This is a genomic window from Micromonospora sp. C81, assembly GCF_018070425.1.
Lineage (GTDB): Bacteria > Actinomycetota > Actinomycetes > Mycobacteriales > Micromonosporaceae > Micromonospora > Micromonospora zamorensis.
This window is the reverse complement of sequence record NZ_JAGPXS010000036.1, coordinates 1-21559: the sequence shown is the minus strand read 5'-3', so window position 1 is coordinate 21559 and position 21559 is coordinate 1. Positions and strand designations below refer to the sequence as shown.

The 21559-nt window shown below is 70.6% G+C and carries 17 protein-coding genes; 8 read left to right on the top strand and 9 right to left on the bottom strand.

The window, feature by feature from the left end; translation table 11 throughout:
• Positions 1 to 9 precede the first annotated feature (9 nt).
• The gene (locus KBX46_RS32005) at positions 10 to 1002 is read right to left on the bottom strand and encodes a BadF/BadG/BcrA/BcrD ATPase family protein (RefSeq protein ID WP_308159759.1); all 993 of its coding nucleotides are present in this window, start codon (positions 1000 to 1002) and stop codon (positions 10 to 12) included.
• Between the two features lie 198 nt (positions 1003 to 1200).
• On the opposite strand from KBX46_RS32005, the gene KBX46_RS32000 reads away from it, so the two are divergent.
• Genes KBX46_RS32000 through KBX46_RS31980 form a run of 5 tightly spaced genes read left to right on the top strand, consistent with a single transcriptional unit; the run spans position 1201 to position 6228 of the window.
• Positions 1201 to 2163 carry a MurR/RpiR family transcriptional regulator gene (locus tag KBX46_RS32000; RefSeq protein ID WP_088949152.1) on the top strand — a complete coding sequence of 321 codons (963 nt, stop codon included), beginning with the start codon at positions 1201 to 1203 and terminating at the stop codon, positions 2161 to 2163.
• Positions 2160 to 2909, top strand: a complete 750-nt coding sequence (locus tag KBX46_RS31995) for a sugar isomerase domain-containing protein (protein WP_099855637.1) — start codon at positions 2160 to 2162, stop codon at positions 2907 to 2909. The genes KBX46_RS32000 and KBX46_RS31995 overlap by 4 nt, the downstream gene beginning before the upstream one ends.
• A gap of 26 nt (positions 2910 to 2935) precedes the next feature.
• Positions 2936 to 4372, top strand: coding sequence for an N-acetylglucosamine/diacetylchitobiose ABC transporter substrate-binding protein (gene ngcE, locus KBX46_RS31990; protein ID WP_210795803.1), 1437 nt, complete (start codon positions 2936 to 2938; stop codon positions 4370 to 4372).
• 18 nt (positions 4373 to 4390) lie between these two features.
• Positions 4391 to 5299 (top strand): carbohydrate ABC transporter permease, encoded by a 909-nt coding sequence (locus KBX46_RS31985; protein ID WP_088949149.1) that lies wholly within the window; start codon positions 4391 to 4393, stop codon positions 5297 to 5299.
• Positions 5299 to 6228, top strand: a complete 930-nt coding sequence (locus tag KBX46_RS31980) for a carbohydrate ABC transporter permease (RefSeq protein WP_088949148.1) — start codon at positions 5299 to 5301, stop codon at positions 6226 to 6228. The genes KBX46_RS31985 and KBX46_RS31980 overlap by 1 nt, the downstream gene beginning before the upstream one ends.
• A 4-nt stretch (positions 6229 to 6232) precedes the next feature.
• Here KBX46_RS31980 and KBX46_RS31975 read toward each other — a convergent pair whose 3' ends face one another.
• A complete protein-coding gene (locus KBX46_RS31975) occupies positions 6233 to 7930 on the bottom strand; it encodes an ABC transporter ATP-binding protein (RefSeq protein WP_231927487.1) in 1698 nt (565 codons plus the stop codon).
• Between the two features lie 50 nt (positions 7931 to 7980).
• Complete coding sequence (locus tag KBX46_RS31970) at positions 7981 to 9717, bottom strand: ABC transporter ATP-binding protein (protein ID WP_247668539.1); 1737 nt, start codon at positions 9715 to 9717, stop codon at positions 7981 to 7983.
• Positions 9718 to 9867: 150 nt separating this feature from the next.
• Between KBX46_RS31970 and KBX46_RS31965 the strand changes: the two genes are divergently transcribed.
• From KBX46_RS31965 to KBX46_RS31955, 3 genes are all read left to right on the top strand, one after another.
• Entirely contained in the window at positions 9868 to 11547 is a 1680-nt protein-coding gene (locus KBX46_RS31965; RefSeq protein WP_374225047.1) for a bifunctional 3'-5' exonuclease/DNA polymerase, read from the top strand.
• A 171-nt stretch (positions 11548 to 11718) separates the two neighbouring features.
• Positions 11719 to 12312, top strand: coding sequence for an NTP transferase domain-containing protein (locus tag KBX46_RS31960; RefSeq protein WP_088951889.1), 594 nt, complete (start codon positions 11719 to 11721; stop codon positions 12310 to 12312).
• Between the two features lie 56 nt (positions 12313 to 12368).
• A complete protein-coding gene (locus KBX46_RS31955; RefSeq protein ID WP_210795801.1) occupies positions 12369 to 13127 on the top strand; it encodes a hypothetical protein in 759 nt (252 codons plus the stop codon).
• A gap of 161 nt (positions 13128 to 13288) precedes the next feature.
• Here KBX46_RS31955 and KBX46_RS31950 read toward each other — a convergent pair whose 3' ends face one another.
• From KBX46_RS31950 to KBX46_RS31925, 6 genes are all read right to left on the bottom strand, one after another.
• Entirely contained in the window at positions 13289 to 14698 is a 1410-nt protein-coding gene (locus tag KBX46_RS31950; protein ID WP_088949143.1) for a GH1 family beta-glucosidase, read from the bottom strand.
• Entirely contained in the window at positions 14695 to 16926 is a 2232-nt protein-coding gene (gene yicI, locus KBX46_RS31945) for an alpha-xylosidase (RefSeq protein WP_210795799.1), read from the bottom strand. Before yicI ends, KBX46_RS31950 begins: the two co-directional genes overlap by 4 nt.
• Positions 16923 to 17804 carry a carbohydrate ABC transporter permease gene (locus tag KBX46_RS31940; RefSeq protein ID WP_088949141.1) on the bottom strand — a complete coding sequence of 294 codons (882 nt, stop codon included), beginning with the start codon at positions 17802 to 17804 and terminating at the stop codon, positions 16923 to 16925. The genes yicI and KBX46_RS31940 overlap by 4 nt, the downstream gene beginning before the upstream one ends.
• Position 17805: 1 nt before the next feature.
• Positions 17806 to 18774 (bottom strand): carbohydrate ABC transporter permease, encoded by a 969-nt coding sequence (locus tag KBX46_RS31935; RefSeq protein ID WP_210795796.1) that lies wholly within the window; start codon positions 18772 to 18774, stop codon positions 17806 to 17808.
• 67 nt (positions 18775 to 18841) lie between these two features.
• Positions 18842 to 20146, bottom strand: coding sequence for an ABC transporter substrate-binding protein (locus tag KBX46_RS31930; protein ID WP_210795794.1), 1305 nt, complete (start codon positions 20144 to 20146; stop codon positions 18842 to 18844).
• A gap of 78 nt (positions 20147 to 20224) precedes the next feature.
• Positions 20225 to 21265 (bottom strand): LacI family DNA-binding transcriptional regulator, encoded by a 1041-nt coding sequence (locus KBX46_RS31925; protein WP_210795792.1) that lies wholly within the window; start codon positions 21263 to 21265, stop codon positions 20225 to 20227.
• Between the last annotated feature and the right edge of the window lie 294 nt (positions 21266 to 21559).

The following is a 21559-nucleotide window of genomic DNA, read 5'->3' as shown; positions in this document are numbered from 1 at the left end:
GGGGGGTGGTCAGGGGGCGGGGAAGAGGCGGGCGTGCAGGGCGGCCGGGTCGGTGACCTCGGGGAGGTCGCGGGCGGCGAGCCAGGCTGCGGCTGCGGCGCCGTCACCGGCGGTGCGTAGCGGCGCGTCCGGCCACTGGCGGGCGATCTCCACCCGGACGGCGGCGGCGAGCGGGGTGCCGGCGGTGAGCAGCCCGCCGCCGAGGACGACCGGTGTCACCGCGCCGGCCGCGCGGATGCGGCCCACGCTCTCGGCCAGGTGGGCGGCGGCCTCGGTGATCAGCGCGGTGGCGACCGGCTCGCCGTGGGTGGCGGCGTCGACGACCAGCGGCGCGAGCCGGGCCAGCTCGACGGGGGCTCGTCGGGTCACGGCCTGGATCGTGGCGTCCACGGTGGCCCGTGGGCGGGGGGCGATCTCGGCGCTGCCCACCAGCTCGGTGAGCACCGCTGTGGCCAGCGTGCCGGGTGTACGCCCGGCATCCAGGTCGGCGAGCAGCCGGCGGACCGCTTCGCGACCGAGCCAGAAGCCCGAGCCCGCGTCGCCGAGGAGCCAGCCGTGGCCGTCGGCGATCCGGTCCAGCCGCAGGTCGTGGACCTGCGCGGTGATCGCACCGGTGCCGGCGATGAGCACGGTGCCGTCCGGGGCGGCGGTGCCGGAGGCGTACGCGACCAGGGCGTCGCCGTGCACCGCGTACGGGCAGCGCAGGCCCGCGTCCTGCCAGGCCTGGTCGAAGGCGGCCCGTCCGGCCGGGTCGGCGAGCAGTCGACCGGCGCCGGCCAGGCCGATGGTGCCGGCGATGACCCGCGCCGGGTCGACGTCGCTGAGCGCCTCGCGGAGCGCGGTCAGCAGCTCGACGGCGGCACGTTCCGCGCCGTGACTGGTGGGGTTGCCGCCGCCGGCGCGACCGGTGCCGAGGTGTTGCCCGGTGAGGGTCAGGACGGTCGCCCGGGTGGACGTACCGCCGATGTCGAGACCGACCACGGCGGTGTCGAGCTTCGGCACGGGTCTCCTTGCTCTGAACGGCGATCGGGACTGTTCATGCTGGTCGGCGCAGTCGTGGAGGGCAAATCCTGGCGGGCGCGGCGGCCTGTGCGCCAGGTAACAGTTTGAAAACTTCGCCCACGGTCTTGACATAGACAGTCGTTTAGTAAGAAATTTTACCACTAACAGTTAACAGTCCTTCGAAAATGCGAGGCGTCGATGGTTGATCAAGAGGTGGACACCGCTGCGGGGACCGCGGTGGTCGACGCCGATGCGATCGACCGGCGCAACGCCCTCGGATCGACCTCCGACGGGGTGCTGGCCCGGGTCCGCAACGGGCTCGCCGAACTGACCGGCGCCCTGCGCCGCGTCGCCGAGCACGTGCTGAGCGACCCGGAGGCCGCCGCCCGCTCGACAATCGTCGAGCTGGCCGAGCGGAGCGGCACCTCACCCGCGACCATCACCCGCTTCTGCCGGGTGATGGGCTTCGAGGGATACGCCGACCTGCGGCTGGGCATCGCCTCCGAGACCGGCCGGGCACGCTCCGCCGGCTGGACCATCGACATCGGACGCGAGATCCAGCCGGGCGACCCGCTCGCCCGGGTGCTCGACCAGATCATGGCCGCCGACACCCGGGCCATGCACGACACGGCCACCCTTCTCGATCTCGCCGAGGTCGAGCGGGCCGCGGTGGCGATCGCCGGCGCCAACCGGGTGAACATCTTCGGCGCCAGCGGTAGCGCCCTGGTCGGTGAGGAGATGCAGTTCAGCCTGCACCGCATCGGGGTTGCCGCGTGGGCGTGGAACGACGTGCACGAGGGGTTGGCCAGCGCCGCACTGCTGCGCGCCGGGGACGTGGCACTGGGCATCTCGCACACCGGGCAGACCCGCGAGACGATCGAGATGCTCGCCGAGGCGGGCAGCCGGGGTGCCACCACCGTCGCGCTCACCGGCTTCCCCCGTTCCCCGTTGGCCGAGCTGGCCGACATCGTGCTGCTCACGGCCAGCCAGGCGACCACCTTCCGACCGGATGCGCTCTCCGCGCGGCACCCCCAGCTCGTGGTGCTCGACCTGCTCTACATCGCCGTCGCCCAACGCACGCACGACCGCGCGCACGCGGCCTTCCGGCGCACCGCGCAGGCCGTCGACGGGCACAAGTCGGCGAAGGGATCCGTCTCATGATCAGCGCCCAGGGGTACGCCGACGCCGTCCGCCCCGTGCTCGACCGGCTGCTCGACTCGGAGGCTGACGGAATCACCCGGGCCGCCGATCTGATCGCCGAGAGCCTGCGCGGCGGCGGGGTGCTCCAGGCGTTCGGCGCGGGGCACTCCGAGGCGTTCGCCGCCGAGCTGGTGGCCCGGGCCGGTGGGCTGGTCCCCACCAACCGGCTCTCGGTACGGGACCTGGTGATGCACGGCGACGCCCCGCGCGACGTGCTCGCCGACCCCAAACTGGAACGCGACCCCTCCATCGCCCACCAGATCTACGCGCTCGCGGCGCCACAGCCGCGCGACGTGTTCGTGGTGGCGTCCCAGTCCGGCATCAACGGCTCGGTGGTCGAGCTGGCGGCGCTGGTCACCGAGCGCGGTCACCCGTTGATCGCGGTCACCTCGGTCGAGCACACCGCGCGGGTCGCCCCACGGCACCCGTCCGGGCATCGGCTCGCCGACCTCGCCGACGTCGTGCTGGACAACGGCGCGCCGTACGGCGATGCACTGCTGCCGCTCGAGGGCGGCGGCGCGGTCTGTGCGGTCTCCTCGGTCACCACGGCGCTGCTGGCGCAGCTGCTGACCGCGGAGGTCGTACGACGGTTCCACCAGGCAGGGGAGGTACCCCCTATCTACCTCTCCGCCAACGTCCCCGGCGGGGACGAGCACAACCTCGCCCTCGAGTCGCGGTACGCCGGGCGCCTCCGGCGCACGGCATGACCCGAATTTCACAAGGAGACACGACGATGTCGTTTACCCCCGAACACCCGGCCGCACTCGACCGTCGCACGGTTCTGCGTCGCGCCGCCGCCGTGGGCATGCTCGCCACTCCGGCCATCGGCCTGCTTGGCGCCTGCGCCACCAGCGGCAGCGACAACGACAACGAGCAGGCCGCCGGCGGCACCAAGAGCGCCGCCAACCCGCTGGGCGTCAAGGAGGACGCGCCGATCGAGGTGATCATCTTCAACGGCGGCTACGGCGAGAAGTACGCCACCGACGTGCACGAGCCGCTGTACAAGAAGGCGTTCCCCAAGGCGGAGGTCAAGCACCAGGCCACCCAGGCCGTCTCCACCGTGCTCCAGCCGCGGTTCGCCTCCGGCAACCCGCCGGAGTTCGTGAACAACTCGGGCGAGAAGCTGATGGACTTCGGCGCGCTGGTCGCCGACGGTCAGCTCCAGGACCTCACCGAGCTGTGGGACGCCCCGTCGGTCGACGACGCATCCAAGAAGGTCCGCGACACCGTGGTGCCGGGCACCATCGAGGCGGGCTCGTTCAACGGCAAGCCGTACGTCCTGTACTACGTCTCCACCGTCTTCGGCATCTGGTACTCGGCCAAGCTGTTCAAGGACAACGGCTGGGCGCCGGCGAAGACGTGGGACGACTTCATCACCCTGCTCACCGCCATCAAGGCCAAGGGCATTACCCCGTACGGCTACGCCGGGGCGAACGCGGCCTACTACCAGTGGAACGTGATCCTCACCCAGGCCGCCAAGATCGGTGGCGTCGACGTTCTCAAGAACATCGACAACCTGGAGGATGGCGCCTGGAAGCAGGACGCGATCAAGCAGGCGGCCACGGCGTGGGCCGAGGTCGGCGCGAAGTTCAGCGACAAGAGCTTCGAGGGGCTCAAGCACACCGACGTGCAGCTGCGGCAGAACCAGTACAAGGTGGCCCTCTACCCCAGCGGTGACTGGCTGGAGGGCGAGCAGAAGAAGGACACCCCGCCCGGCTTCGACTACCAGCTCATGCCGGTGCCGAGCCTGACCGCGTCGGACAAGATGCCGGCCACGGCGCTGCGCGCCACCGCGGGTGAGGGCTACTTCGTCTCGGCGAAGAGCAAGAACCCCAAGGGCGGCCTGGAGTACATGCGCCAGATGCTGTCCAAGGCGGGCGCCAAGGGCTTCACCGAGGTGGTCAAGGCCCCGACCGTGGTCACCGCCGGCTCGGAGGGCTTCGCCTTCCCGCCCGGTGTGGCCAGCTCGCAGGCCGCGCTCAAGGCGGCCGGCCAGGACGTGTTCAACCTGTACTTCGACGGCTGGTACAAGGAGCTCGACACGGAGGCGCGGACCGCCACCAACGAGCTGATGTTCGGCCGGATCAACGCGGACGCCTTCGTGGAGCGAATCCAGAAGCGCGCCGACGCGATCAAGAAGGACAGCTCCGTAGCCAAGTTCAAGCGCTGATCGATCGGAGCTAGGGTCATGCGGCACGGCAAGTATCCATTCGTGATCGGGTTCCTGTTCGCCCCGGTCGCGCTGTACGTGACATTCGTGATCTGGCCATACGCGCAGGCGTTCCAGATCTCGATGACCAACTGGCGAGGGCTGTCCGCCCCGCAGTGGGTGGGGTTCGACAACTACCGGAGGCTGCTTGACGACGGGGCCTTCTGGAAGGCGGTCCAGCACCACGGCGTACTGCTGCTTGCCCTGCCGCTGATCACCGTTGCCATCGCCCTGTTCTTCGCCTTCCTGCTGAACGTGGGCGGCAAGAGCAGCGGCGGGCAACGCCAGGGGGTCTGGGGGGCGAAGTTCTACCGGGTGGTGTTCTTCTTCCCCCAGGTCCTCGCGGTGGCCATCATCGCGGTGCTGTTCCAGATGGTGTACCGACCGAACGAGTCCGGCCTGATCAACGGCGTGCTGATGGAGTTCGGCCTGGAGCCGGTCCTCTTCCTGGTCAAGCCGAACCTGGCCCTCTGGTCGATCATCGCGGTCCTCGTCTGGCAGGCCGTCGGCTTCTACGTGGTGCTCTTCTCGGCCGGGATGGCCTCCATCCCGGGTGAGATCTACGAGGCCGCGGAGATGGACGGGGCGACCAAGGTGACCCTGTTCTTCCGGGTCACCCTGCCGCTGCTGTGGGACACCCTCCAGGTGGCCTGGGTGTACCTCGGCATCGCGGCGTTCGACGCGTTCGCCATCGTGGCTGTGCTGTCGGTGGACGGCGGTGGTCCGGACGGCGCCACCACCGTGCTGGCGATGGAGATCTACCGCAACGCGTTCGTCTACTCGAAGTACGGCTACGCCTCGGCGATGGGCGTGGCGCTGTTCTTCCTCACCCTCACGTTCGCGGCGCTGACGCTGCGGCTCACCAAGCGGGAAAGCGTGGAGTACTGATGAATCCGCAGTCGACGCTGCCGCCGACCCCGGCGGCGCTACCGCCGAAGACCGGTGATCCGTCCGACCCCGCCGGGCCGGGGCGTAAGGGCCCCCGCTCGGAGGTACGGCTCTTCGCCGGCCTGGGGCACATCGCGCTCGCCGTCTGGGCGGTGATCGTGATCGTGCCGATCCTCTGGACCTTCCTCGCCGCGTTCAAGAACACGAGCGAGATCTTCAGCAGCCCGTGGACGCTCCCGGCCGAGCTGCGCTGGGAGAACTTCGGGCGGGCCTGGACCAAGGCGAACGTCGGCCGGTACTTCCTGAACAGCGTCATCGTGGTCTCGTGCAGCACGTTCCTCACCATGCTGCTCGGCTCGATGGCCGCGTACGTGCTGGCTCGCTACAAGTTCTGGGGCAACCGGGCGGTCTACTACCTCTTCGTCTCCGGGTTGGCGTTCCCGGTCTTCCTGGCCCTGGTGCCGCTCTTCTTCGTGGTGAAGAACCTGGGCCTGCTGGACACCCACACCGGTGTGGTGCTGGTCTACACCGCGTACTCGTTGCCGTTCACGGTGTTCTTCCTGGCCGCGTTCTTCAAGACGCTGCCGTCGTCGGTGGCCGAGGCGGGCATGATCGACGGTTGTGGGCACAGCCGACTGTTCTTCCAGGTCATGATGCCGATGGCGAAGCCCGGTCTGATCAGTGTCGCGATCTTCAACATCATCGGTCAGTGGGCGCAGTATCAACTTCCGCTGGTGCTGCTCTCCAACGCCAAGGACAAGTGGGTGCTCACCCAGGGCATCGCCGACATCTCGGTCAACGCCGGCTACGAGGCGGACTGGTCCGGGTTGTTCGCCGCGCTGACCATCGCCATCCTTCCGATGATCATCGTGTACGCGGTCTTCCAACGCCAGATCCAGGCCGGCCTCACCTCCGGCGCGGTGAAGTAGCCGGTCACCGCAGTCGCTCGTCGGCCTGCGTGTGCCAGGAGCGCCACAGGTCCGCGTACGCCCCGTCGGCAGCCACGAGATCATCGTGGCTGCCGATCTCGGTGATCCGGCCATCGGCCAGCACGGCCACCCGGTCAGCGTCGTGCGCGGTGTTGAGCCGGTGCGCGATCGCGATGACGGTCCGTCCGGCCAGCACGGCGGCCAACGCCCGCTCGGTCCGACGGGCGGTGCTCGGATCGAGCGCGGCGGTCGCCTCGTCCAGGATCAGCGTGTGCGGATCGGCGAGCACCAACCGGGCCAGCGCGAGCTGCTGGGCCTCCGCGGCGCCGAGCTGCCGGGCGCCGTCGCCGATCGCGGTGTCCAACCCCGCCGGCAGGTCGTCGTACCAGTCCGCGCCCACGGTGACCAGCGCGGCCCGCATCTGCTCGTCCGACGCGTCCGGGGCGGCGAACGAGAGGTTGTCCCGCACCGAGCCGATGAAGACGTGGTGCTCCTGGGTGACCAGGGCGATGCGGCGGCGCCGCTCGGCGGGGTCGAGGTCGGTGATCGGGCAGCCACCGATGCTCACGACGCCCTGCCGTGGCGCGTCGATCCCGGCCAGCAGCCGGGCCAGGGTGGACTTGCCGGCGCCCGACGGACCGACGACGGCCAGCCGCTCACCGGGCTGCACCTCCAGGTCGATGCCGTGCAGCACGTCCGGCCCGCCGGAGTAGGAGAACCGCGCCCCGCGTACGACGAGCCGCTCTCCCCGCGACGTGGCCGTCCGGCCCGTCGGTTCCGCCGGGACCATGCCGACGCCGAGGACCCGGGCGTACGACGCGAAACCGCGCTGCGCCTGCTCAGTCCACTGCAACAGCCGGTCCAACGGTTCGATCGCCTGTTGCAGGTAGAGCGCGGCGGCGACCACCGCGCCGAGCGTGACCATGTCCCTGGAGAACAGGTAACCGCCGACGAGCAGGACCAGGGCGACCGGCAGCGGATAGCTGGCCTCGACGATCGAGAAGAACACCGTGCGCAGCGCGAGGGTCGCCCGCCGGGCCCGCCACACCTGGGTGATGCGACCGGTGCCGTGCCGGATCCGGTCGTCGGTCAGTCGCAGTGCCTCCACGGTGCGGGCACCCTCGGCGGTGGTGGTCAGAGTCTCGGTCAGCTCGGCTGCGGCGGCGCCCTCGGTGAGGTACGCGGAGCTGGCCCGGCGCAGGTACCAGCGGGTCACCGTCACGATCGACGGTAGCCCGGCCAGCGCTGCCAGCCCGAGCAGTGGATGCAGCAGGAAGACCGCCCCGAACAGCAACGTCAACTGCACCCCGGCGATGACGATGGTGGGCACCACGTCCCGGACGGTGGTGCCGACCGTCGCCACGTCGACCGAGCTGCGGGTGGCCAGGTCCCCGGAGCCGGCGCGCTCGACGACCGAGACCGGCAGCCCGAGAGTGCGGGAGACGAACTCCTCGCGCAGCTCGGCGACGGCCCGTTCACCGAAGCGGTGACCGGCGTACTGGGCGTATCGGGAGAGCAACGCGCTGACCAGGACGCAACCGGCGATGGCCAGCGCCAGCCGGTCCACAGTGGCCACTCCCGCGCCCGCGGTGACCCGGTCGACGATGGTGCCCAGCAGCCACGGCGGGGCGAGCCCGGCGACCGCGGCGGCGCTGTGCAGCGCCAGCACGATCCCTACCGCGCGGCGGTGCCGGCCGATCATGTCCCGCAACGCCTGGCGTACGGTGCGGCGGTCGGCCACCGGCAGCCGGTTCACCGGTACGCCTCCTCGGTGTCGGCGGCCTCGATGTCGGGATCGTCGCTGCCACGGGCCACCAGGTGCCGGTAGCCGGCGTCCGAGTCGAGCAGGTCGGTGTGGCTGCCGGTGGCGGTGATCCGGCCGCCGCTCAGGTGTGCGACCAGGTCGGTCCGGCCCAGCAGCAGCGGCGACGTGGCGATCACCACTGTCGTCCGCCCGGCCCGTGCTGCGCGCAGCCGTTCGGCGATGCGCGCCTCGGTGTGGGCGTCCACCGCCGAGGTCGGGTCGACGAGGATGAGCACCTCCGGCTCGGCGAGGAGCGCCCGGGCCAGGCGTACCCGTTGGCGCTGGCCACCGGAGAGCGTCCGGGCCCGGGCGTCGATCGGGGTGTCCAGACCGGCGGGCAGCGCGTCGACGACGTCCTCTGCGGAGGCGGCCCGCAGGGCCGCGCCGATCCGGTGGTCGTCGTCGTCGGCCAGGGGGCGCAGGATGTCGCGCAGTGTCCCGGCGAAGAGGTACGAGTCGTGGTCGGCGACCATGATCCGGGAACGGACCTCGTCCAGGGCGACCCCGGTCAGCGGCACACCGCCCCAGGTGGTGTCACTGGCGACGTACCGGCCGAGCCGGTCGGCCAGCGCCAGCCCCTCCGCCGGATCGTCGGCGGCCACGCCGGTCAGCCAGCCCGCGCGTACGGTCAGCCCGGTCAGCGGGTCGTGCAGGTCGGCCGGGCCGGCCGGCGCGGCCGGGGCTTCCGGTCGGCGAGCGTCGGGCACCGAGCCCGACCACCGACGACCCGGACCACCGACGTCGTCCGAGGTCACGTTGAGCAGGTCGGCGATCCGTCGGGCGGCGACCCGTCCCCGGATCAGCTGGTGACTGCCCTCCAGCAGGAACCAGACCGGCACGATCAGGGTCGCCACGTAGCCGTAGACGGCAACCAGTTCGCCGATCGTGACGTCACCGGTCACCGCCATCCGCGCCGTCAGCCACACCACCGCCGCCAGGAACAGCCCCGGGATGGCGACGGTCGCCGCGTCGATCCAGCTGTAGACCGCGCCCACCCGGTAGCCCTCGGCGCGCAGCTCCTGGGACCTGGCCGCGTACCGTCGGGCGAACAGGTCCCGGCCGCCCACCCCGGCGAGCACCCGCAGGCCGGCCACGATGTCGCCGGACCGGGCGGTGAGGGCTCCCTGCTGTTTGCGGTAGACCGACTCGGCCCGCTCCAGGCGGCGCAGCAGGGGCCCGACGACCAGCCCGACCACCGGCACTCCGACCAGCACGCAGAGCGCGAGCATCGGGGAGATCGACCAGAGCACCACGGCGATGACCCCGTACGCGACGACCGCCCCGACGCCCGGCCCGGTCAGCGTCAGCACCTGCGCCGTCCAGTCGATGTCGGAGCCACCGATGGTGGACACCTCGCCCGCGGCGACCCGGCGCGGCAGCACTGCGCCGATCCGGGACAGGTGGCGCAGCAGGACCTCCGCCGAGCGGGCCTTGGCGTCCTCCCGGATGAAGGTCATCGTGCGGTGTCGCATGATGCCCAGGTAGGACAGGCCCAGTCCCGCGACGACGATCGCCACGACCCAGAGCGCCAGGGCGCGCATGTCGCGGGCGCGCAACCCGTCGTCGACGGCGCGGGCGATGAGGTAGGGCCGAGCCGAGAGGCCCATCATCCAGGCCGTGCCGAACAGGCTGCCGCGCAGCACCCGCCAGGGTTGGCGGCGGGTGAGCCACCACAGGTATCGCATCGGTCCGCGGGTGTCCGGAGTGCCAGGATCGGGATGAGGGATCTGCGGAGGCACCAGGTCACGCTACCGAGGGCCCCCGACACCCCACCGTCCCGAAACGGGTGAGGTGCGCCTCCGTTTCTGTCGGACGGGGGAGGCAGAATCACGTTCGTGCTGGTGGCGGTGGTGTCCGACGAGCGGGGTGGGGGAGTGCTGTGCCCGCTGGATGCCGTCGGCCGGCCGGCCGGCTCGGCCGACGCCGTCACCGACCTGGTCGCCGCGGTCGCCGCGCGGGAGGCCGCCGAGCATCCGCGCTGGGTGTGGTCCGGCGCCGCGTCCGTCTATCCGACGCTGCTGCGCGCCGGCGTCCGGGTCGATCGCTGTCACGACGTGGAGCTGACCGAGGCGTTGCTGCTGGGGCACGCGGGCCGCTGGGGCGAGCCGCGCTCGTTGGCCGCGGCCTGGGCCCGGCTGACCGGCGCGGCGGTGCCGCCCGACCCACCGCCGCGCGCCGCCGCGCCGCCCGGGCACGGCCAGGGCGCGCTCTTCGACACCCTGCCCGGCCCGTCGGGCCCGGGCATCGAGGCACTGACCCAGGTGTACGCCGACCAGCTCGCCCGCATCGCGACGACTGAGCACCCGGGCCGGTTCCGGTTGCTGGTGGCCGCCGAGTCCGCCGGCGCGCTGATCGCTGTGGAGATGGGCATGGCCGGGCTGCCCTGGCGGGCCGATGTGCACGACGAGATCCTGCACGAGCTGCTCGGCGAGGCGTCCCCGGTCGGTGGTCCGCCGCGACGGCTCGCCGAGCTGGCCGCTCAGATCGCCGGCGCGCTCGGCGTACGCCGCCTGCACGCCGACTCCCCGGCGGAGCTGCTGAAGGCCTTCGCCCGGGTCGGCGTGGAGCTGCCCAACACCCGGGCCTGGGTGTTGCGCGGGGTGGACCACCCGGCGGTGCCGCTGGTGCTGGAATACAAGGAGCTCTACCGGATCTGGACGGCTCACGGCTGGGCCTGGCGCGAGCAGTGGGTGCAGGGCGGCCGGTTCCAGTCGGAGTACGTGCCGGGTGGGGTCGTCTCCGGCCGTTGGGCCACTCGGGGCGGTGGCGCGTTGCAGATCCCGAAGGTGATCCGGCGGGCGGTGGTGGCCGATCCGGGCTGGCGGCTGGTGGTCGCCGACGCCGGCCAGTTGGAGCCTCGGGTGCTCGCGGCGGTGTCCGGCGACGCGCGACTGGCAGCGGCGGGCGGGGCCGGCGACCTCTATGCCGCGCTGGCGCGTGACTCGTTCGGCGGTGACCGGGCCAAGGCCAAGGTGGCCCTGCTCGGGGCGATGTACGGGCAGACCGGCGGGGCGGCGGTGCCCGCGTTGGCAGTGTTGAAGCGCAGCTACCCGACGGCGTTCGCCTATGTGGAGTCGGCGGCGCGCACCGGTGAGGCGGGCGGGCTGGTGCGCTCGTGGCTGGGGCGGACGTGCCCGCCGGGTTCGGCCGGGTTCGGTGATCCCGACGACGTCCCATCCGATCCGGAGGAGGCAGCCGACCCGCGCGGTCCCCGGGCCCGTGCCGCCCGGTCCCGAGGTCGCTTCACCCGCAACTTCGTCATCCAGGCCACCGCCGCGGAGTGGGCCTCCACGTTGCTGGCCACGCTGCGGACGGAGTTGTCCGGCACCGACGCCGAGTTGGTCTTCTTCCAGCACGACGAGGTGGTCGTGCATGCTCCCGCTGATCAGGCGGCTGCGGTCGCCGAAGCGGTCAACCGGTCCGGTGAGCGGGCCTCCGCGCTGCTCTTCGGTGCGACGCCGGTGCGGTTTCCGCTCGACCTGTCCATCGTCGACTGCTACGCCGACGCGGCCTGACCGACGGAGTGTCAGTGCCGGCAGGTGCCGGGCGTGTAACGGTTGTGCTATTTCTCCTTTTCGCCCCGCCACCCTCGGCTGGCCGTCCTCGTTGCAGTGTCCGTAGGAAGGGACGGGCCGGTCACGGTCGGTCCCGTGCTGGAGGGGGCGCAGCTGAACCGGATCGCAGGAATGATCATCGCGGCGGGTGGTGGACGACGGATCGGTGGTCCCGAGGCACTGCTGCACCAGGGTGACAAGCCCCTGGTCAATCAGATGATCGACACGATGACCGAGGCGGGCTGCGAGCAGATCGTGGTCGTGTTGGGCGCCGCCGCGGAACAGGTCCAGGAGACCGCCGACCTGGGCAAGGCCACCGTTGTGATCAACAAGGCGTGGGGCACCGGGGTCGGCTCGTCCATCCGGGCTGGCCTGGCCGCCATGGACGACGAGGGGATCGAGGCGGTGGTGGTGGTCCCGGTCGACATGCCGGGTCTCACCGTCACGGCGGTCAGCCGGGTGGCCGCGCTGCCGTACCCGGACGTGCTGGTCTGCGCCACCTACGACGGGTTGCGCGGCTACCCGATGCTCTTCGGCCGTCGGCACTGGCCCGGCATCGCCACCCTCGCCAGCGCGGACGTGGGCGCCCGACCGTACCTGCTGGCGCACAAGGACCAGATCGTCGACATCGCCTGCGACTCGGTGGCGGACGGCAGTCGGGCCGACACCCCCGAGCTGATGGAGCTGTACGGCCTGACCGTCCCGCCGCAGCGGGTCGGGGTCTGAGGCGGACTGAGTATCCGTACGGATGTGCCGGGTCGTCCACTGGCGATACTCGTTGGATGCGTCGACTCATCACCGCCCTGTTGTGTCTGGCCGTGCTCGTCGGCTGCGCCAGGCCGGGCGACGCGCCCGTGCAGGCCGGCCCGGCCGCAGACACCGGTTGGACCACCTACCAGACTGATGTCACGGCCGTCCGGGCCGGCGCGGATCCGCGCTCGCTCGTGCTGACCGTGGCGCTGCTGGGTGACGCGGATGGTTGCTCCCGGAATCCGCGAATCACCTACTTCACCGAGGAGAACAACCGCATCTACGCCAACGTGGTGCAGGATTCGCGCCTGTCCGGGGTGGTCGGGGCCTGTCCCACCCACACCCCGGGCGAGGTGACATTGACAGCGCCAGGGCCGATTGCCGGCCGGACCGTCGTGCTCAACGGGGAGCCGTGGAAACCCGACGGTGCGGAGTACCAGCGCTGCGACCCGACGTTCGGTTGTGGTCCGATGCCGAAGGACCCCTGTGACCAGGCGTGGGTCGGCGTCGTGGTCCGCGGCATGGACGTGTCCCGGCACTCGACCGGATCGGTCGAGGGCTGCGACGGCACCTGGCTGGTCATGACGGTGCCGTTTGATCCGGTGCCCTGCGGTGCCGAGGCGCGGCCCGGCTGCGACGCGTCGGTCAACGTGCGCCGCTACTTTCTGCGGTGGGCCGGCGAGGGCGGTTGGGAAACGATCGCCAACTCGACGGAGGCCGGCTGCGGACGTGTCCGCACCACCGAGCCGGCCTTCCCGAGGAAGCTCTGCGCCGACCTGCCCCGGCCGTGACCGGCGAAAGCGCGTTCCCGACGGTTCCGGGTTGAACCGACGGTCCAGGAGGCGTTGCGTCGGGCTTCCCGGAATGATGCCTGTGAGTCATCAGGATGACTCACAGGCATCACGCTCGTCAGGACATGGCCGCAAGCTCGGTGCGGGCGTGGCGGGGTACTTCAGTCCTGCGCCGAGTCCAGCTTTCCGGTGGCGGCCAGGCGCTGGTACCAGTGGGCGCTGTCCTTCCAGGTGCGGACCTGGGTGTCGTAGTCGACCCGGATGATGCCGAAGCGGCGGTCGTAGCCGTAGCCCCACTCGAAGTTGTCCAGCAACGACCAGACGAAGTAACCGCGCACGTCGGCGCCCTGTTCGCGGGCGTCGGCCATCGCGCCGATGTGCCGACGCAGGTAGTCGATCCGCCGGTCGTCGTGGATCCGCCCGTCGGCCTCCACCACGTCGTCGAACGCCGCGCCGTTCTCGGTGATCATCATGGGCTGGCTGGGGTACGCCTGGTGCAGGCGCAGCAGCAGCTCGGTCAGGGCCGGCGGGTCGATGTTCCACCCCATCGCCGTGTACGGGCCGGGCTGCGGCAGGAAGTCGACGTTGTCCGCGGCGACCCACGGCGTCGACGTCGACGCACCGTGCCCGTCGGCGTCGGAGCGGGGCGACACCCCGTCCCAGGCCCGGACCAGGGTGCTGGAGTAGTAGTTGACCCCGAGCACGTCCAGCGGCACCGCGATCAGCTTCTCGTCGCCTTCGCGGACGAACGACCAGTCGGTGACCGACGCGGTGTCGGCCAGCAGGTCGGCTGGGTACGCGCCGTCGAGCATCGGGCCGAGGAACGCCCGGTTGGCCAACGCGTCGATCCGCCGTACCGCGTCGGAGTCCTCGTCGGAGTCGGACGCCCCCCGGATGACGTGCAGGTTGAGCGTCACCGACAGCTCGGCGGCCGGGGCCAGCTCCCGGACCACCCGGCCGGCCAGACCGTGCGCGAGGTTGAGGTGGTGCACCGCGGCCAGCGCCGCCGCCGGCTCGGTCCGACCCGGCGCGTGCACGCCGGAGGCGTAGCCCAGGTAGGCCGAGCACCAGGGCTCGTTGAGCGTCGTCCAGGTGTGCACCCGGTCGCCCAGCGCACCGACGATGCCCGCCGCGTACTCCTGGAAGCGCAGCGCGGTCTCCCGCGTCGCCCAGCCGCCGGCGTCCTCCAGCTCCTGCGGCAGGTCCCAGTGGTACATCGTCGCCACCGGGCGGACGCCCCGCTCCAGCAGCCCGTCGACCAGCCGCGAGTAGAAGTCGATGCCCGCCTGGTTGAACCGGCCCGAGCCGCCGGGCTGCACCCGTGGCCAGGAGATGGAGAACCGGTACGCGCTGAGGCCCAGGTCGGCGATGTGCCCGAGGTCGTCGGCCCACCGATGGTAGTGGTCGGCGGCCACGTCGCCGGTGTCGCCATTGAGCGTACGACCGGGTGTGTGGCTGTAGGTGTCCCAGATTGACGGCCCTCGCCCGTCCTCGGTGGCCGCGCCCTCGATCTGGTACGCGGCCGTCGCCGAACCCCAGACGAAGCTCTCCGGGAAGTGGTGTCGCGTCATCGTTCAGTCCCCTGGATCTCGCAGATGTAGCCCGTCGAGGTGCCGGCGACCAGTGCGGCACTGGCCGTTCCGTCCTCGTAGCGCACGTCGAACTCGGCGCCCGGCCCGTCCCCGGGTGACGGTACCCGTACGCGGGTCCGCTGCCCCTCGGCCGGTGCGTACAGCCGCAGGCGCACATCGTCGGCCCACTCGTAGTCCGGTCGGTCGTCACGGGAGCCGAACGGGATGACCGCGCCGGGCCGGGCCAGCACCGGCAGGCTGTCGAACCCGTGCTTCTCGGTGACCCACGCCGGGCCGGTGACCTGCGCGCCGCTGACCAGGTGTGTCCAGGTGCCGGCGGGTACGTAGTAGGTGACGTCACCGTCGGCGCTGAACACCGGGGCGACCAGCACGTCCGGGCCGAGCATGTACTGCCGGTCCAGGTGCGTCGTGGCGGGGTCGTCCGGGAACTCCACGACCATCGGCCGCATCATCGGCGTCCCGTCGCGGTGCGCCTCCTGGGCGGCGGCCGCCAGGTACGGCATCAGGCGGAGCTTGAGCTGGGTGAAGTGTCGCAGCACGTCGACCGCCTCGTCGTCGAACGCCCACGGCACCCGGTACGACCCTGAGCCGTGCAACCGGGAGTGCGAGGAGAGCAGGCCGAACGCGACCCATCGCTTGAACACCACCGGGTCGGGAGTGCCCTCGAAGCCGCCGATGTCGTGGCTCCAGTAGCCGAAGCCGGAAGCGGCCAGGGACAGCCCTCCGCGCAGCGACTCGGCCATCGCGGCGAACGTCGACTCGCAGTCACCGCCCCAGTGCACCGGGAACTGCTGCCCGCCGGTGGTGGCCGAGCGGGCGAACAGGACCGCGTCGCCCTTACCCCGCTCGGCCTCCAGCAGCTCGAAGACCGCCTTGTTGTAGAGGTACGAGTAGTAGTTGTGCATCCGCTGCGGATCCGAACCGTCGTGCCACACCACGTCGGTCGGGATGCGCTCACCGAAGTCGGTCTTGAAACAGTCGACGCCCATGTCGAGCAGCGCCTTGAGCTTGCCGGTGAACCAGCGGACCGCGTCCGGGTTGGTGAAGTCGACAAGCGCCATGCCGGCCTGCCACTTGTCCCACTGCCAGACCGAACCGTCGGGGTTGCGCACCAGGTAACCGGCCTCGCGGCCCTCCTCGAAGAGGTACGAACGCTGCGCGATGTACGGGTTGATCCAGACGCACACCTTCAGGTCACGCTCGTGCAGCCGACGCAGCATCCCCTCCGGGTCGGGGAAGGTCTCCGGGTCCCACACGAAGTCGACCCAGTGGAACTGGCGCATCCAGAAGCAGTCGAAGTGGAACACCGACAGCGGCAGCCCGCGCTCGGCCATCCCGTCGACGAACTCGGTGACGGTCTTCTCGTCGTACGCCGTGGTGAACGACGTGGACAGCCACAACCCGTACGACCAGGCGGGGATCCGGGCCGGCCGGCCGGTGAGCGCGGTGTAGCGGCGCAGCACGTCCTTCGGGTTGGGCCCGTCGATGACGTAGTAGGTGAGCGACTGCCCCTCGACGCTGAACTGGGTCTGCGTGACGACCTCGGAGCCGACCTCGAACGACACGTGCTCCGGGTGGTCCACGAAAACGCCGTAACCGGCGCTGCTGAGATAGAACGGCACGTTCTTGTACGCCTGCTCACTGGCGGTGCCACCGTCGGCGTTCCAGATGTCGACGGTCTGCCCGTTCTTCACGAACGGACCGAAGCGCTCGCCCAACCCGTACACCGTCTCGCCGACCCCCAGCGCGAGCCGTTCGTGGACGTGCCGGCGGCCCTCGGCGTCGGTGACGACGCCGATGCTGCGTCCGGTGGACGCGGTGACCAGCCGGTCGCCGTGCAGGAAGTCGACCCGCCACCCGTCGACGAGCGCGACCCGCGCGGTCAGCTCACCGGTGGTCAGCGTCGCGCTGATCCCGGTGACGTCGACGGTGACCGGGTGCGTGTCGCCGGTGCTCAGCCCGAAGTGCGGTTCGCGGGGCAGCCCGCCGGTGTGGTGGGCGATGGTCACCCCGATGACGCCGGGGGCGGGGGAGAAGAACCGGACGGTGACCAGGGGCCGGTTGAGGGTGTCGCCGCGTCCGTTGATCTGGCCGGTCGGTGCGAAGACGGTGAAGCCACGCTCGTCCGGCTCGACCGACTCCACGACGCCGGGGCGCAGGACGCTGACGCCGGGGCGCAGCTGCCAGTACCCGTCGGTGAACTTCACTTCTCGGCTCCTGCCGTGATGCCGCGCGCCAGGGTGCGCTGGAAGATGAGGAAGAAGAGGATGGCCGGCACGAGGCTGATCAGCGCGCCGGCGTTGGTGGTCGGAGCGTCCATCAGCCGGTCGCCCTGCAACGACGCGAGGGCGACCGGGATGGTCTGCGTCTGGTTGTCGATCAGCATGACCAGCGGGATGAGGAACTCGTTCCAGGTCCAGATGAAGAAGAAGATGAGCAGCACCGCGAGGGTGGGCCGCAGGTTGGGGAAGACCACCCGCCACAGCACCGTCCACTTGCCGGCGCCGTCCAGCGCGGCGGCCTCCAGCAGTGAGCGCGGGAACGTGCCCATCACCGAGGCGAGCAGGTAGGTGCCGAACGCGCTCTGGATGACGGTGAAGATGATGATCACCGCGAGTCGGGTGTTGTAGAGCCCGACCTCCTTGGCCACGTAGTACAGCGGGTAGATCAGGGCCTCCTGCGGCAGCATGTTGGCCAGCAGGAACAACCCGACGATCCAGAGCCGACCGCGGACCCGACCGATGCCCAGGGCGTACGCGTTGAGCAGTGACACGGCGACGCCGAGCACCGCCACCGAACCGGCGATGAGCGCCGAGTTCCAGAGCTTGAGCGGGAAGTTCACCTCGGTCCAGTACGTGCGCAGACCCTTGGTGTAGAACTCGCTCGGCCAGCTCAGCGGCCCGCCCGACGAGTAGTCACCGGGCGACTTGAACGCGTTGAGCAGCATGAACGCGAACGGCACCAGCATGACCAGCGCGCCGAGGATGACCAGGGCGAGCACCACCCAGCGGCTGACGCCCCGGTGGTGGCGGTCGGGTACGGGCCGGCGGACCGGCGCGGGGGCTCCAGTGATCGTCACGGCCATCTCAGAACCCCCGGTCCCGGCGCTCGCTGCGGGCCTGCATCCAGATGAAGACCACGGCCACCACAACGATGATCAGCGTCAGCACCGTGGAGATCGCGGAGCCGTAGCCGACCTGCAGTTTCTTGAAGAACGTGTAGTAGGCGAAGTACGACGGGACGTTGGTGGCGTTGTCCGGACCACCCCGGGTCAGGGCGAAGATCGGCCCGAACACCTTCAGCGCGGCGATGGTGCAGGTCAGGGCCACCACGAAGGTTTCCGGCCGGATCTGCGGGAGGGTGATCGCCCGGAACCGGTGCAGCCAGTTCGCGCCGTCGACCTCGGCCGCCTCGTACAACTCGGGGTCGACCCGTTGAAGCGCCGCCATGAAGACGACCACCGGGTAGCCGATCTGCACCCAGATCATCACCGCCATCACGGCCGGCAGGGCCGTGCCCGGGTCGCCGAGCCAGTCGTGGCGGAGCGCGCCGAGACCCACCGCGTCGAGCAGGCTGTTGAACGCGCCGTCGGGGCGGAGGATCCAGCCCCAGACGATGCCGGCCACAACGACGGGCAGCACCTGCGGAAGGTAGAAGGCGGCCCGCAGCGCGGCGGCGGTGCGCGGCTTGAACCGCCGGCCGATGACGTCGAAGAGCACCGCGGCGAGCAGCAGCCCGAGCACTGTGGGCACCACCACCATCGCGACGATCATCCAGACGGTGTTGCGGAACGACGCCCAGAACACGTCGTCCTGCAGCAGTTGCTGGTAGTTGTCCAGGCCGACCCAGCGGGGGTCGCCGATGCCGGACCACTTGGTCAGCGACAGGTAGAGCGTGCCGACCAGCGGTGCACCGATGACCAGGAGGAAGAGCACCGCTCCGGGGAGCAGGTAGAGCCAGTACGCCGCGTTGCGGCCGCGGCGTCTGCGGCCGGGTGGCGGTGGGGTCGGGGCCGCCGCCGGTTGGGTGGTGGCGAGGGTCTCGGAGACTGCCATGGAAGATCCTTCCCGGCGGGGCGGGCGGGCGCGTCGGTTGTGCCGGTCGCGCCCGCCGCTCGCCGTGTCACTTGCCGGTGATCTCCTTGACGCCATCGGCGTACGGCTTGGCGATCGTGTCGAGGACCTGGTCGGGCGACTTCGAGCCGTTGATCAGGCCCTGGAAGCCGGAGACCAGCACGTCGTAGTAGCCGGGGACCGGCCAGTCCGGGTAGAACGCGAGCCCGTCGGACTTGCTGACCGTGTTGAAGTCCTCGATCAGCTTGCGGTCCTTCGGGTCGGTGATCTTCGACGTGTCGGCGGCGACGGGAACACCACCGTTGTTGCCGATCAGGTCCTGGATCTCCGGACGCAGGGTGATGTCGATGAAGTCGTACGCCAGGCTCTTGGCCTTGCTGTTCTCCGGCACCACCCAGAGGTTGCCGGAGGAGCCGGCCTGAAGGGTGTTGCCGGGGAAGAGGAAGGTGTCCCAGTTGGCCTTCATCTCGGCCTTGAACCGGCCGTACCACCAGCTACCCGACACGATCATCGGAACCTTGCCGCCGATGAAGGCGGTGCCCATGTCCTCGGCCTTGAGGCTGGCCGAGTTCTTCGCGACGTAGCCCTTGCGCACCCAGTCGGCGAAGGTGTCCGCGCCGTACTTGAGCGGGTCGGCCTTGAAGTCGACCGGGTTCTTGTAGAGCTGGTAGTTGTCGACGAACTGCCGGTCGCCCTTGGACAGGGCGAGCTGGTAGAAGAGCTGCCCGGCCGGGTATTCGGCGCCGGCCATGCCCAGCGGGGTGACGCCCTTGCCGACGAAGGTGTCCATCGCGGCGGTCATCTCGGCCATGCTGGTCGGCACCTTGACGCCGTTGCTCTGGAACAGGTCCTTGTTGTAGTAGACCGTGACGTACTCGCCGTAGTTCGGCACGCCGAACCACTTGCCCGACCCCATCACGCCCCTGTCGCTGTAGCGGGCGGTGGTCTGCAGGCTGGGGCTGAGCTTGCCGGCCCAGCCGCGCTTGTCGGCCTCGGTGCTCAGATCGGTGAGCAGGCCCTGCGAGGAGAGCAGGCCGGCGGTCGCGTTGCCCTTGTTGTACTCCATGATGTCCGGGCCTTCGGACGAGTTGATGATCATGCCCGCGTTCTGCTGGATCTGCTCGAACGCCTTGCGCTCGAAGCGCACCTCGACGCCCGGGTGCTCGGCCTTGAACAGCTCGATGGCCCGGTTCCAGCCGACCCCCATGGCGCTGTTTTCGCTCTCGTAGTGCCAGAGCTTGAGGGTCTTGGCGTCGCTGTCGTCCCCGTTGTCGTCACCGCCGCAGGCGGCCATGGCGGTCGTCGCGGTCGCCGCTATGGCGATCGCGGCGACGAGCCGGCGGAATCGCTGCATTACGATCCTCCTCGTCGAGTATCTAGCCGGTACTTCACTGGGCCCGTCGTCGCGTTGCAGCGCGGCGGCGGGCTGTTCCTACTGGTCAGCCCCCATGGGTTGGCGGCTTCGTGGTGCGGCGGTCGAGCCCCGGATCTCCAACGCGCACGGCAGCAGTTGCTGGTGACGGTGGTCGCCGGGGTCATCCAGGTGGCGCGTCAGCGCCTCGATCGCGATCCGACCGATCGCCGAGCCGGGTGAGGTCATCGCCGTCAGCGCCGGGGTGGCCAACTCGGCGACCTGCGGCGAGGTGACCATCGAGACGACGGAGACGTCGTCGGGCACCGACAGCCCGCGGCCGCTCAGCTCACCGAGGATGCCGAAGATCGCGGTCTCGTTCATGGCCAGCACGGCGGTCAGCTCCGGGGCCCGCGCGAACGCGGCGGCCAGGGCCGCGCGCCCGCCGGCGGCGCTGTCCTCGGCCGCGATCATGACCGGCTCCAGGCCGTGCCCGGTCATGGCCGCGGCAAAGGCGTCACGGGTACGCAGCGCGGGCCCGTAGCCGCTGGCCAGCGTCGCGGCCGAGTGGTTGACGTAGACGATCTGCCGGTGCCCGAGACCGACCAGGTGCGCGACGGCATCCCGGACGGTCTGGTCGAAGTCGATGTCGACGTACGAGAGCGTGCTGGTGTCACCGGTGCGGCCGATCAACACCAGTGGCACGCCGGCCTCCTGGAGCACTGTGACCCGCTCGTCGGCCAGCTGGACCTCCATCAGCACGACGCCGTCGAGCATCCGCTGGCTGGCCAGTCGCCGCAGCTCGCCGGGGTCACCCCCGCCGACCGGCGAGAGGACCAGGTGATAGCCGGCGGCGCTGGCCGCCGCGGCGGCACCGGTGACGAAGGCCGTTTCGGTGGCGCCGAGCCCGCGTTCGTCCATCGGCATCAGCAGGCCGAGGATCCGGCTGCGCCGGCTGGCCAGACCGCGGGCCATCGCGTTGGGCTGGTAGTCGAGCTCGGCCATCGCCGCGAGCACCTTGTTGCGGGTGGCCTGCGAGATCGGCCGGGTGCCGGTGAGCACGTACGAGACGGTGCTGACCGAGACCTGCGCGAGGCGGGCGACGTCGTGCATGGTGGCCATCGCGTTACCTCCTCCGGCCGGGGGTTGGGATCGCTCCCAATTCACCGTCGAAACGCTTCGACTAAGCGGTTCGACAGGACGCTAGGCCACCTGTTACGGCGACGTCAATAGCCGATGTCGAAAAGAAGTCAGGTGCCGCCCGGGGTGCCCGCAGCCGGCCGCGCGTCGCGCGATCCGGTGCGCAAGATCCGAGCAACATCAGGGATGTTGCTGCCTCGCGCGAGCCGGAGGCAGCAACGTCCGGGAAGTTGCTCGGATCTTGGTGCGGGGTGCGGGGTGCGGGGTGCGGGGTGC